Source organism: Mycobacterium sp. 1245499.0 (genome assembly GCF_001673615.1).
Classification (GTDB): Bacteria; Actinomycetota; Actinomycetes; order Mycobacteriales; family Mycobacteriaceae; genus Mycobacterium; species Mycobacterium europaeum_A.
Window position 1 is genome coordinate 1 of sequence record NZ_LZMG01000038.1, and the last position, 11,794, is coordinate 11,794.

13 protein-coding genes are annotated in these 11,794 nt (G+C 68.1%); 5 read left to right on the forward strand and 8 right to left on the reverse strand.

The genetic code is table 11. From position 1 onward, the window contains the following. Positions 1-234 (forward strand): HNH endonuclease signature motif containing protein (locus tag A5646_RS29315; RefSeq protein WP_197505086.1); only part of this gene is annotated, 234 nt, incomplete at its 5' end. 474 nt (positions 235-708) lie between these two features. On the opposite strand, the gene A5646_RS01595 is transcribed toward A5646_RS29315, so the two are convergent. Both A5646_RS01595 and A5646_RS01600 read right to left on the reverse strand, forming a co-directional pair. Continuing rightward, a complete protein-coding gene (locus A5646_RS01595; RefSeq protein WP_066881544.1) occupies positions 709-1,260 on the reverse strand; it encodes a hypothetical protein in 552 nt (183 codons plus the stop codon). Between the two features lie 120 nt (positions 1,261-1,380). Beyond that, positions 1,381-1,902 carry a DoxX family protein gene (locus A5646_RS01600; protein WP_067019389.1) on the reverse strand — a complete coding sequence of 174 codons (522 nt, stop codon included), beginning with the start codon at positions 1,900-1,902 and terminating at the stop codon, positions 1,381-1,383. Positions 1,903-2,111: 209 nt separating this feature from the next. On the opposite strand from A5646_RS01600, the gene A5646_RS01605 reads away from it, so the two are divergent. Beyond that, positions 2,112-3,692, forward strand: coding sequence for a pyruvate, phosphate dikinase (locus tag A5646_RS01605; protein WP_067019392.1), 1,581 nt, complete (start codon positions 2,112-2,114; stop codon positions 3,690-3,692). After that, positions 3,689-4,303, forward strand: coding sequence for a hypothetical protein (locus A5646_RS01610; protein ID WP_067019395.1), 615 nt, complete (start codon positions 3,689-3,691; stop codon positions 4,301-4,303). Before A5646_RS01605 ends, A5646_RS01610 begins: the two co-directional genes overlap by 4 nt. Here the strand turns inward: A5646_RS01610 and A5646_RS01615 are convergent, their stop codons facing one another. The 3 genes from A5646_RS01615 to A5646_RS01625 all read right to left on the reverse strand — a co-directional run bounded on the left by A5646_RS01615 (position 4,304) and on the right by A5646_RS01625 (position 7,055). After that, positions 4,304-5,545, reverse strand: a complete 1,242-nt coding sequence (locus A5646_RS01615) for a wax ester/triacylglycerol synthase domain-containing protein (protein WP_231998211.1) — start codon at positions 5,543-5,545, stop codon at positions 4,304-4,306. It abuts the gene before it with no gap. Between the two features lie 16 nt (positions 5,546-5,561). Beyond that, positions 5,562-6,470: an alpha/beta fold hydrolase gene (locus A5646_RS01620; protein ID WP_066869156.1), complete on the reverse strand. Its 909-nt coding sequence runs from the start codon at positions 6,468-6,470 to the stop codon at positions 5,562-5,564. A gap of 108 nt (positions 6,471-6,578) precedes the next feature. Beyond that, a complete protein-coding gene (locus tag A5646_RS01625) occupies positions 6,579-7,055 on the reverse strand; it encodes a VOC family protein (RefSeq protein WP_066869050.1) in 477 nt (158 codons plus the stop codon). Positions 7,056-7,177: 122 nt separating this feature from the next. On the opposite strand from A5646_RS01625, the gene A5646_RS01630 reads away from it, so the two are divergent. Then, positions 7,178-8,041 (forward strand): alpha/beta fold hydrolase, encoded by an 864-nt coding sequence (locus tag A5646_RS01630; protein WP_067019398.1) that lies wholly within the window; start codon positions 7,178-7,180, stop codon positions 8,039-8,041. A 51-nt stretch (positions 8,042-8,092) separates the two neighbouring features. On the opposite strand, the gene gnd is transcribed toward A5646_RS01630, so the two are convergent. Both gnd and A5646_RS01640 read right to left on the reverse strand, forming a co-directional pair. Next, on the reverse strand, positions 8,093-9,115 hold the full coding sequence (gene gnd, locus A5646_RS01635) for a phosphogluconate dehydrogenase (NAD(+)-dependent, decarboxylating) (RefSeq protein WP_066869058.1): 1,023 nt from the start codon (positions 9,113-9,115) through the stop codon (positions 8,093-8,095). A 16-nt stretch (positions 9,116-9,131) separates the two neighbouring features. After that, positions 9,132-10,541: a glucose-6-phosphate dehydrogenase gene (locus tag A5646_RS01640; RefSeq protein ID WP_066869061.1), complete on the reverse strand. Its 1,410-nt coding sequence runs from the start codon at positions 10,539-10,541 to the stop codon at positions 9,132-9,134. Positions 10,542-10,662: 121 nt separating this feature from the next. On the opposite strand from A5646_RS01640, the gene A5646_RS01645 reads away from it, so the two are divergent. Further along, a complete protein-coding gene (locus A5646_RS01645) occupies positions 10,663-11,496 on the forward strand; it encodes an adenylate/guanylate cyclase domain-containing protein (protein ID WP_066869064.1) in 834 nt (277 codons plus the stop codon). On the opposite strand, the gene A5646_RS01650 is transcribed toward A5646_RS01645, so the two are convergent. Then, the gene (locus A5646_RS01650) at positions 11,448-11,657 is read right to left on the reverse strand and encodes a hypothetical protein (RefSeq protein WP_066869068.1); all 210 of its coding nucleotides are present in this window, start codon (positions 11,655-11,657) and stop codon (positions 11,448-11,450) included. The genes A5646_RS01645 and A5646_RS01650 overlap by 49 nt on opposite strands. Between the last annotated feature and the right edge of the window lie 137 nt (positions 11,658-11,794).

Genomic DNA, 11,794 nt, shown 5'->3' on the forward strand with positions numbered 1-11,794 from the left:
TGCGAAGTCCACCACGTCCAAGACTGGGTCAAGACTGAGCGCACCGACATCGACCAACTCACCCTGGCCTGCGGACCACACCACCGCCTCCTCGAGAAGGGCTGGACCACCCAAAAACGCGCCAACGGCGACACCGAATGGATCCCCCCACCACACCTCGACCGCGGCCAACCCCGGGTGAACACCTTCCATCACCCCGAGGATCTATTGGGCGAGGGAGACGGCACGACGTAAAGCCCGAGCGGTCAGAGCCGAGCGAAGGCAGCGCCGGGTAAGACTATTGCTGCGGAGGAGGCGGAGGAAGGGGCGCCGGCGCCGTCCGGCGAGGACGCGGCCGAATTTGGCCGCAGTTCAGGCCGATTATGCAGTCCGAGCCGCTTGCTTGGGGTTGGACGGCGTCGTTGCAGCAAACGCCGTCGGGCGATGCGGGCGTCGGGGCCGCGATCGGCGCAGGGGCGACCTCGATCGGCGCGGGGGCGGCGTTGGTACGCGGAATACCCACACCACCGATGCCCCCGAGTCCCAGTGCAAGCACGGCACCGACGCACATTGCGGCCCTGCCCGTTCGATTCGCCATGGCACCCGATCCTAATTTTTCGCTGGTGAATATATAGAGCCGCAGCGCGGCTTTGTGGCGCGGTGGCGCACCCCGAGTAGCTCTTTCCTCCGAGACCATTCGACCACCTCCACAATTGGTGCGAACTCGAATCAGCGAACGCCTTCGGCCTGCCACCAGTCGTACAGAGCGGCTTGGGTGCTCTCCGGGGCGATGCCCTGCTCGGCGACCACCAGCGTCCGCGCGGGGATGTCCGTCCAGACCAGATAGACGCCGTCGTCTCGGCCCGTGCCGAGGAACACCACCGACCCGTTATGGCCGCCGCGATTCCACTCGGTGGGCCCCTTGGTGCCATCAGGGAACGGTTGCGCCGGAGTCTGCGGGGCCTCCGTGAGGCTGCGCTGGAAGTCGGCGTTCAGATCGTCGGTGTTGGCGTACAGCAGGTAATCCGCGTTCCAGGGGCCGCCGGGATCGTGACTGTAGTTGTCACAGTTGACCGCGGCTACCGCCACGGCGGAGTGCGCGCCGGCGGGGTGGCAGTCGGCGGGGGTGTAGCCGCCCGAGAGGTGGCTCATCAGCGTCTGCACGTCGGCCGGATTATTGGCGGGGTCGGCCGCGGCCGTCGTGGCTAACCCAGTGGCGGTCAGACCGGTCATGGCGGTAACCACGCCCGCGCGGGCCAGTCGGGAACGCAGGCGGGCCATGGGTGCCTCCTTTGCTGGGCAAAGAGCTACGGCGGTGAGTTTAACTCCTAGTCGCGCACGGCGCCTCTTATAGAGGCGCTCTGAGCTGCAGCGCATCGCCAGGCGACATCAGCGGCGAGATCAACCGGCTTGCTTGGCCGGCGGCCGATAGAAGATCGCCAATTGGCCGATCGCCCCAAGCAGGCCAAGCCCCGCCGAGATCGCCAGACCCTGCCAGCCGTCGAACCAGTTCTTCCCGAAGACCAGGTAGTCCAGGCTGTACTTGCCCGCGCCCAGGGTGGCCACGCCCACGGCGCTGACCGCCAGCACCAGGTTGTACTCCCAGCCCTCCTTGACGATGAAGAAGCCGTTGGCGCGGTGCACGGTCCAGGCCGCGACCAGCATCAGCGAGACGAAGCCCGCCGCGGGGATCGGGGTCAGAAAGCCGGCGGCCAGTCCCAGGCCGGCGGCCAGTTCGGTGGTCGCCGCCACGGTGGCGTGGAACTTACCGGGCTTCATGCCGATGCTTTCGAACCAGCGCGCGGTGCCAGGGATGCGTCCCCCGCCGAAGAACTTGTTGTAGCCGTGCGCAGCCAAAGTCACGCCCAACACCAGCCGCAGGATCAGTACTCCGACGTCATGGAACGTGTCATATGAAGTCATAGTTGTAAACCTAGATCATGGGATGGGTGGCAGGACAAGAGCCGCCGAGCAGCTACGTCGCTTAATCCGCTGGTCCGTGTGGGAACATTGCGGGCGTTCCGACGTCGGCCCGATCAGTAGTTATGCCACAAAGGGGGTGCACCACGGCTCGTACCGCACGAGGCGGCACCCACGCGTCAAGCAGACGAGTCCCGCCCATCGAGCACTCCGTGGTGTTGCTGGACGGAAGGTCGAGCCACCCGCGGGAGTTGCTGGGCAACAAGGGCCACGGTATCGACGCGATGCGCCGGCAGAACCTGCCGGTACCGCCGGCGTTCTGCATCACCACCGCGGTGGGACTGCGCTATCTCGCCGACCCGGTGGCCACCATGGACGCCATCTGGGACGACGTTCTGGACCGGATGCGCTGGCTCGAGGCGCAAACCTCGCGCACGTTCGGGCGTGGCCCGCAGCCCCTCTTGGTCAGCGTGCGCTCCGGAGCCACCCAGTCGATGCCGGGCATGATGGACACCATCCTGGACCTCGGCATCAACGATGCCGTCGAGCAGGCGCTGGCGGCAGCCGGGAACCAGGCCTTCGCCCGCGATACCCGACGGCGGTTCACGGAAATGTTTCGGCGCATCGTCGGCGTCGGTGAACACGAATCGGTGCCCTCCGATCCGTATGCACAGTTACGCGCGGGCATCGAGGCGGTGTTCACCTCCTGGAATTCGCCGCGCGCGATCGCCTACCGCGCCCACTACGGAATCGACGATCAGCACGGCACCGCGGTCGTCGTGCAGGCCATGGCTTTCGGCAATCTCGGCCCCAATTCCGGTGCTGGAGCGTTCTTTTCGCGTAACCCCATAACGGGTGACAACGAGCCGTTCGGCGAATGGCTGCCCGGCGGCCAGGGCGACGACGTGGTCTCGGGATCGGTCGACGTCGAACCGATCGTCGCGCTGCGCGACGAACAGCCGGCCGTTTACGACGAGTTGCTTGCTGCCGCCGGCAGCCTGGAGCGGCTGGAGGCCGACATCCAGGAGATCGAGTTCACCGTCGAGGACGGCAAGCTGTGGCTGCTGCAGACCCGCTCGGCGGAGCGTTCGGCACAGGCGGCGGTGCGCTCGGCGCTGCAACTGCGGCACGAGGGACTCATCGACGATGCGGAGATGCTGCGGCGGGTGACCCCCGCGCATGTCCGGACCCTGCTCCAACCGGCGCTGCAGCCCGAGACACGTTTGGCGGCACCGCTTTTGGCCAAGGGAGTGCCGGCCTGCCCGGGCGTGGCCTCGGGAACGGCGTACACCGATGTCGATGAGGCGCTGCGCGCCGCCGATCGCGGCGAGCCGGTGATCCTGGTGCGTGACCACACCCGGCCCGAAGATGTGTCGGGCATGCTGGCCGCGCAGGCCATCGTCACCGAGGTCGGCGGGGCCTCCAGCCATGCGGCCGTGGTCAGCCGCGAACTGGGCCGGGTGGCGGTGGTGGGCTGCGGCCAGGGGGCCGCGGCAGCGCTGGTCGGCAAGCAGATCACCGTCGACGGCGCGGAAGGCGAAGTGCGCGACGGCAAGTTGAGCCTGTCGGCTTGGTCGGAGGACGATACGCCGGAACTGCGGGAACTGGCCGACATCGCGCGGCGGCTCAGCCCGCTGCGCGCCCACCCGGCGGGCGACCACGTGCGGCTCGACGACAGCTCCGAGGCCGCCGTGCGCGCCGCCCTGGACGCCGGGCACGCCGACGTGGTTTCGGCGACCCCGTTGATCGTGATGCTGACCGCGCTGCGCCTGGCATCGAAACCAGCACAATGACGGAATTGGAGGTGCTGCAAGCGGTTCGGCTCAAGGGCCGGGTGAGTCCGGCCGACCTGACCGCGACCCTGGGCACCGACCTGGCCGCCATCACCCCCACCGTCGAGCGGCTGGCCGCGGCCGGACTGCTGACCGAAGGCGTGACGTTACGGATCACCTCCGCCGGCAGCGACAGGCTCGCGGCGTTGCTCGCCGAGGAGCGCGCGGGCATCGATTCGACCGCCATGGCCGCCGCCTATGCCGACTTTCGCGCGGTCAACGCCGACTTCAAACGCCTGGTGACGGATTGGCAGCTCAAGGGCGGCCCCGGCGGCGCTCCCAACGCCCATGACGATGCCGACTACGACGCCGCGGTGTTGGCCCGCCTCGACGACGTGCACGCCCGCACCATGCCGATCGTCGAGGCGGCCGCGGCGCAGCTGCCGAGGCTGCGCGCTTACGGCACGAAACTGGTTGCGGCGCTGGACAGGGTGCGGGCCGGGGAGACGACGTGGCTGACCCGTCCGCTGATCGACTCCTACCACACCGTGTGGTTCGAGCTGCACGAAGAGCTGATCGGCGCCGTCGGTTTGACCCGCGAAGAAGCCGCCAGATCCGGTGATGCGCAATAGCTAGAGCGCCGCGTCCAGCAGCGCCAAGTAGGCATCGATATCGGGCACGGCCGATGCCGCCGCGTGCACGCTGATCGCGATGGTGTCGCCGATGCCGTGCACACCGTGCGTCAGCCCCATCATCGGCGAGAGCGCCGGATATCCCGACGTCAGCACTACCGGGGCCGCGCCGAAGCTCAGATCGGCCGCCCCCCGGTTGACGCTGGACACCACGGTGTTACCCGACACCTGGGTCGCGCGCTCGTGTACATCGAATTGCCCGATGCCCCACCGCAATAGGCCGGCGGGCACCGCGGCGAACGCGAGGTCGGCGGCCCTGGTGGCCGGGTGCTCGAACCGGCGCCGGCCGTTGGCCAGGTCGGCCGCGATCCGTTCGGCGCGCGCGTTCGGTCCGAGGCTGGGGTACAGCCCCACCACGACGTTGCCGAAGTGGTTGTACGCCCGCGCCGCGCCGGGCTTGGCCATCGGCACCTCGGCGCCCAGCGAATCGCATTGCCCACCAAGCAGGTTGGCGAGGGCCTGGGATATCGCGCTCAGCACGCCCACGGTGACCGTCGGGCCCGGCAGCTGGGAGCGATGACGCACCAACGTCCGCGCCGCGCGGGCGCCGCCGGGACATGCGTTCGTCTGCAGCACCGGACGCGACCCGGCCCCGGCGGCCAGCCGGCCCGCGCGGATGTCGCGTTCCAGCGCGCGGTGGGTCCGCGCCGCGTGGACCGCCCGCCAGGGCAGGAACCCGGGGCGTGGGACGGGCACCGGCGGCACCGGCTCGGACCTGCCGAACAGCCAGGCCGCCATGGCCGCGGAGCGGGCGCCGTCGGCCAGCGCGTGCGCGACCTGCAGCACCGCGACCGTCCCCGGTCCGGCGACGCCCGGAATGCCGCGCACCGGGGTGAAAACGTGCAGCCGCCAGGCCATCCGGCGAATGTCCAGCTGGTCGGCCGCGAGGCCGGCGACCGCGGCCAGCACGCCGTCCCAGCTGTCATGGGCCAACTCGTGGCGGACGACCTGCTCGGGCGTGACGGCCGCCGGCACCCACCGCGGGTAGCGCAACCGGCCGCGGTCTTTCAGCCGTATCGTCAGCGCCGGCTCGGCGTGGGCCCGCCCGCGGAGTCGCTCGACGGCGTGCGGGTAGTCGGCGGCCTCGCCGTCGAAGGCGTACAGCAGAAACTCGTCGTTGGGGATCTTGGCCGACATCCAGTAGAACTGCGCGTCGACGGCGGCCATCCGGTGCCCCGGCACGGCGATGGCCACGGTGTCAGCCCGGCGAACCGATGAACCCGAGCACCAGGTCGGCGACCTTGTCGGGCTGTTCAAGCTGCAGGAAGTGCCCGGCATGTTCGACGATGCCGACCTCGCTGCCCGGGGGCAACACCTTTTCGGCCCAGCGCGTGAAAGCCGGTGTCATGCAACCGTCGTCGCGGCCGTGCAGGTACAGGCAGGGCAGCAGGGGTTCTTCGGTCCACAGCTGATTCAGCTCGGCATACCGCGCCGACGGCCGGGTGTTGCGGATGGTGGCGCGGTACGGTCCCAGCGCCGCCCGCCAGCTCTCCGGCGCCCCGATCGCGGCGTCGACGTGCCGCAGATCCTCGTCGGCGCGATAACCGGGCGACCACCGCCGCCACAGCAGCGGCAACACCCAGGACGCGGAACGCTCAGGCAGCCAAGGCAATTGGAAGTACACGATGTACCAGCTGCGGAACACCTGGCGCGCCAGATGCGCGGCCAGCCGGCCCCGCTCGGCGGCGCCACCCCCGCGCCGCCGGAACGCCGCCGACGGTGGCACCGACATGATCACCGCCTTGGTGAACGGGCTGTCGGGCATGGCGGCCAGCCCGGTCCCGGCGATCGCGCCCCAATCGTGGCCGATGATCACGTCGTTGTCGGTGCCGCCCGCGGCCTCACGGACCCGCAGGGCGTCGTCCATCAACGCACCGACCTGATAGCTGCCGTCGACCGGGATCGACGACGGCGCGTATCCGCGCATGAAAGGCGCGACCACCCGCCAGCCCGCCGACGCGAGCCGCGGCGCGACTTTGCGCCAGCCATAGGGCGTGTCGGGGAAGCCATGCAGGCACAACGCGATAGGACCGTCGTTCGGCCCCCAGGTGAGGCACTTGAGATCGCCCGCAGGCCCGGTCACGTCGATCCAGCCTGGTTCAGCCATGTTCACTCCCTGCTCGACGTCTCCGCAGGGATCAACCTAACCTGTGCGGCCGCGCGACGCACCGACCCTGGTCGATATGGCGTCAAAACACCGCTGTATCAGCGGTTTTCACTGTTGCAGTGCGGCGGCCCGCTCCAGCTCGGCGACGACGATCTTGCGCATGCCATACATCGCGTTGGTGGCCGCCGCCGCCCGGTCGCGATCCGGATCGCTGATCAGTTCGTAGAGCCGGTCCGGGACGATTTGCCAGCTCAGCCCGAAGCGGTCCTTGAGCCAGCCGCATTGCGATTCCTCGCCCCCGTCGGTCAACCGGTCCCAGTAGTAGTCGACCTCGTCCTGGTCCTTGCAGTGGATCGTGAAGGACACCGCTTCGCTGAACTGGAAGTGCGGACCGCCGTTGATCCCGATGAACCGGGTGCCGTCCAGCACGAAGCTGCCGGACAGGACGGTCCCGGGTTCGCCAGGTCCGGCGTCGGTGGTCTGGTTGAAACCCTCGATGTGGGAGTTGGGGAACACCGAGGTGTAGAACTTGGCGGCTTCCTCCAGGTTGTCGTCGAACCACAACGACGGGGTGATCGATGGCATGTCCTTCGGCCTCCTTGACGGCTCGTGCGTTTCTGCATTGCTAGACCCGGGCGCCGACGAAAACTCACCGCGTCGTCCACCCGCGCAACAGTGCTTAACCGGCCTATGTAACGTCAGATCGCATGAGTACCGTCAGCAGCAGTCCCGAGACGGTTGAGTTTGCCGGTATCGGCGGGATCACCCTGGTCGCCGACGAATGGAATCGCGGCTCCGGCGGTGCCGGGCGGCCGAGCATCCTGATGTTGCACGGGGGCGGCCAGAACCGGTTTTCCTGGAAGAACACCGGTCAAACGCTGGCCGATGAGGGGCTGCACGTGGTAGCGCTCGACTCGCGGGGACACGGGGACAGCGCGCGCTCGCCCGACGCCGACTACGAGATCGAGACGCTGACGGGCGACGTCATGCGGGTCCTCGAGGCGATCGGTCGCCCGGTGACCATCATCGGGGCCAGCATGGGCGGCCTGACCGGCATCCTGGCCGCGTACCGGGCCGGTCCGGCGAGGGTCACCCGATTGGTGCTCGTCGACGTGGTGCCCCGGTTCGAAAAGGGCGGCAGCGCCCGCATCCGCGACTTCATGTTCAGCGGCCTCGACGGCTTCGACTCGCTGGAGCAGGCGGCCGACGCCGTCGCCGCCTACCTGCCCTACCGGAGCAAGCCACGCAGCCCCGAGGGCCTGAAGAAGAACCTGCGCCTGCGCGACGGCCGCTGGTATTGGCACTGGGACCCGGCGTTCATGACCAAGCCCGGCGACGATCCCGAACTGCGCACCGAGAGCTTCGAGCAGGCCGCCAAGAGTCTGACCATTCCCGTGTTGCTGATCCGCGGAAAGCTGTCCGACGTGGTGAGCCCGGAGGGCGTGCGGCACTTCCTGGCTACCGTCCCGCGCGCGGAATTCGTCGAGCTGTCCAACGCCGGCCACACCGCGGCCGGCGACGACAACGACGCGTTCAGCGACGCGGTGGTGGCCTTCGTCAACCGCCGCTAGTTCAATGGCGGCGACCCGCTTCGCCCGGCCACGCCGCCCTCGCGATCGCCGCTAGTTCGCCGGCTTCTCGGCGTGCCCGCCGAATTGCTTGCGCATCGCCGAGAGTGCCTTGTTGGCGAAGTCGTCGAGCGAGCGCGAGGCGAAGCGGGACTGCAGCGCGGTGGTCAGCACCGGTGACGGCACTCCCTCGTCGATCGCCGCGATGGCGGTCCAGCGGCCCTCCCCGGAGTCGGAGACCCGGCCGGAGAACTCCTTCAGGTCCGGCGATTCGTGCAACGCGATGGCCGTCAGATCCAGCAACCAGGAGCCGATGACGCTGCCGCGCCGCCACACCTCGGCGACCTCGGGAATGTCGAAGTCGTACTGGTAGAACTCGGGGTGTTCCAGCGGCGCGGTTTCGGCGTCGCCCTCCTGCACGTGCTTGCCGATGTCGGCGTTGCGCAGGATGTTCAGCCCCTCGGCGAGCGAGGCCATCATGCCGTACTCGATGCCGTTGTGCACCATCTTCACGAAGTGCCCGGCGCCGGACGGGCCGCAATGCAGATAGCCCTGCTCCGACCGCTCGACCTCGCCTTCGCGGCCCGGCGTGCGCGCCGCGGCGTCGACGCCCGGTGCGACGCTGGCGAAGATCGGCTCGGCGTGCAGGAAAGCCTCGTCGTCGCCGCCGATCATCAGGCAGTAGCCGCGCTCCCGGCCCCACACGCCGCCGCTGGTGCCACAGTCGAGTAGGTGAATTCCCTTCTCCGACAGCGTCTTTGCGTGACGGATGTCGTCTCGGTAGTAGGAGTTGCCGCCGTCGATGACGATGTCTCCGGAGTCCAGCGTCTCGGCCAGCTCGTCGATCACCCCGGTCGTGATGGTTCCGGCCGGGACCATAACCCAGATCAGTCGCGGTGCCTTCAGCTTCTCGGCGAGTTCTTTCAGCGAGGACACCCCGGTGGTTTTGTCCTCACCCTCCATCGCCTTGACCGCGTCGGGATTGTGGTCGTAGACCACACATTCGTGTCCGTCCTTGACCACGCGGCGGACGATGTTCGCGCCCATCCGGCCGAGGCCGATCATTCCAAGCTGCATCGTGTCCCTCGTCTCCTTACTGTTCCTTGGGCGTGCTGCGCGGCAGCCACGGCTCTTGCCAGCTGTGGTGACCACGCAGCAGCGCCTTCGCGGCCTCGGGCCCCCAGGAGCCCTGGTCGTAGTGATGGATTCGGCCCGGCTTGTCCAGCACCGGCTGCACGATTCGCCACGTCTCTTCGATGGCGTCTTCGCGGGCGAACAACTGGTGATCGCCGTTGAACGCGGCGTAAAGCAGGCGTTCATAGGGCCGTACCGGTTCGCCGAGATCCTCGGCGAACGACGAATCCAGGTGAACGTCGTGCCAGGAATCGCCGGCCTGCGCGGACAACTGCAGCCGCATCCCGGGATCGGGGTCGATGCGCAGCACGATCTGATTGCACTCGGGCGGGCGGCGATTGGGCAGAAACGAAAAGCCCGGGACGTGGTGCAGAAACATCCGGACCTCGGTGACCTTGTCCGGCAACGCTTTTCCGGCACGTAGGAAAATCGGCACGCCGGCCCACCGCCAGTTGTCGATCTCGGTCCGCAGCGCAATGTAGGTCTCGGTGGTGGAATCCTTTGCGACACCGGCGACATCGGTGTAGCCGCGGTACTGTCCGCGCACGCAGCGCTCCGGATCCAGGGCGGGCATCGCCCGAAAGACCTCGGCCTTCTTGTCGTTCAGGTCGTCGGCGCCGGCGCCGACCGGGGGCTCCATGGCGACCAGGGCAAGCACCTGCAGCAGGTGGTTTTGCACCACGTCGCGAAGCGTGCCCACCGCGTCGTAGAACTTGCCGCGGTCCTCGATCCCGAAATCCTCGGCCATGGTGATGTGGATTTCGGAGATGCTGTCGCGGTCCCACAGCTTGGCCAGGCCGTTGTTCGCGAACCGCAGGTATTGCAGTTCCTCGACGGGTTGTTTGCCCAAAAAGTGGTCCACGCGCAGGATTTGGTCTTCGTCGAGAACCGCGCGCAGTCGGGCGTTGAGGTCGCGCGCCGAGTCCAAGTCGTGGCCGAACGGTTTTTCCACCGCCACCCGGGCCCGCTCCAGCAGGTCGGCTTTCGCCAGGTTCTCCACGATGGGCGCGAACAGGGCGGGCGGCATCTCGAGGTAGTAGAGCGGATGGGAATCCGATGGGATCTTCTTGGCGAGCTGCGTGTAGAGGCCGGCGTCGGTGACGTCGCCATGCAGGTAGGACAGCCGGTCCGCCAGCCGATCGAAGACGGCGTCGTCGAACTGCTCCCCCGATGCCTTGATGGCGTCGCGCGCCCGGTCCTGCAGCTGTTCGAGGGTGATGTCGTCACTGGCCACGCCCACGATCGGGTGGTTCAGCATGTCGCGGCGCTCGAGCCGGTACAGCGCCCGGAACGTCATTTTCCGCGCCAGGTCCCCGGTGATTCCGAAGATCACCAGCAGGTCAGATGGGTTACTGTCGTCGTCGGCCAAAACCGCTCCTCCCGAAAGTCACCTGATCGGCTCCCTTGAGATCACTACCCGCGGCCGGCGGACTCAACACTAGACACTGCCGATAGGGCCGACAACCTGGGCGGACCGCGGCCTTGAAAGGATGACCGGCATGGCTGACCCGCTGCACGTCACGGTCTACGTTCTGGCCGGGATCGCCGCGATCGAAGGTATCGCTCTGATCGTGTTGTGGCGGTTGCTGGTGCGCAGCCAACAGCAACTCGACGAGCTGCGCCAGCGGACCGACACCCGCAACCAGTTGCTGTCGGGCGGGCGCGAGGCCGTCAAGAGGGTGTGGAACACCGCCAACCTGATGCGCAAGGAAGGCTTCGGCGCCGTGGTCCGCAGCAGCATCGAAGACCTCGCGGACTGGGCCGAAGTCGAGCGACCCGACCTTGCTCGCGTCACCCCCGACGGCCGGGTGGTGATCTTGTTCTCCGACATCGAGGAGTCCACCGCACTCAACGAGCGGATCGGCGATCGGGCCTTCGTCAAGCTGATCAGCTCGCACGACAAGCTGGTCTCGGATCTGGTGCGGCGACGGTCCGGTCATGTGGTGAAGAGCCAGGGCGACGGATTCATGATCGCCTTCTCCCGCGCCGAGGAGGCGGTCCGGTGCGGTATCGACCTGCAGCATGCGTTGCGCAGGCAGGCAAACCGCAAGCGGCGCGAGGAGATTCGCGTTCGGATCGGGATCCACATGGGCCGCTCGGTGCGCCGTGGCGACGACCTGTTCGGCCGCAATGTCGCGATGGCGGCCCGGGTCGCCGCCCAAGCGGTGGGTGGGCAGATTCTGGTGAGTCAGCCGGTGCGAGACGCGCTTTCCGATTCCGACGGCATCCGGTTCGACGACGGCCGCAATGTGGAGCTGAAGGGCTTTTCGGGCACCTACCGCTTGTTCGCCGTCGAGTCGCCGGCCGATTCCGAGCCGGACTGAACGCCGTCGCCGTTGTATTCGGCCAATCGCTGATGCAGGCGATCGCGGACCTCGTCCGCGGTGTATGCCCGCCGCTTGCGCTGGTCGCGGACGACCAGCACGCCCCCGGCGACGACACCGGCGGCACCCGCCAACCCCAGCCACTTCCACACATTGCGCATGACATCAGGCTATGCGCCGCCGGATCGTTGTGGCCCGGTTGTGGTTGACTTGTGTGCCCGCAACGCACGGCGACGGATCACGCGCGCCGTGCCGGCGGGCTGATAGTGGCGACGACAACGGCGAAACCTGCAGCGGC

Bases quoted from the DNA above. Each gene is read 5' to 3' on its own strand.
- A5646_RS01595 (WP_066881544.1), bottom strand. From the start codon at position 1,260: ATGGCCCGCCTGCGTTCCCGACTGGCCCGCGCGGGCGTGGTTACCGCC.
- A5646_RS01600 (WP_067019389.1), bottom strand. From the start codon at position 1,902: ATGACTTCATATGACACGTTCCATGACGTCGGAGTACTGATCCTGCGG.
- A5646_RS01610 (WP_067019395.1), top strand. From the start codon at position 3,689: ATGACGGAATTGGAGGTGCTGCAAGCGGTTCGGCTCAAGGGCCGGGTG.
- A5646_RS01620 (WP_066869156.1), bottom strand. From the start codon at position 6,470: ATGGCTGAACCAGGCTGGATCGACGTGACCGGGCCTGCGGGCGATCTC.
- A5646_RS01625 (WP_066869050.1), bottom strand. From the start codon at position 7,055: ATGCCATCGATCACCCCGTCGTTGTGGTTCGACGACAACCTGGAGGAA.
- A5646_RS01630 (WP_067019398.1), top strand. From the start codon at position 7,178: ATGAGTACCGTCAGCAGCAGTCCCGAGACGGTTGAGTTTGCCGGTATC.
- gnd (WP_066869058.1), bottom strand. From the start codon at position 9,115: ATGCAGCTTGGAATGATCGGCCTCGGCCGGATGGGCGCGAACATCGTC.
- A5646_RS01645 (WP_066869064.1), top strand. From the start codon at position 10,663: ATGACCGGCATGGCTGACCCGCTGCACGTCACGGTCTACGTTCTGGCC.
- A5646_RS01650 (WP_066869068.1), bottom strand. From the start codon at position 11,657: ATGCGCAATGTGTGGAAGTGGCTGGGGTTGGCGGGTGCCGCCGGTGTC.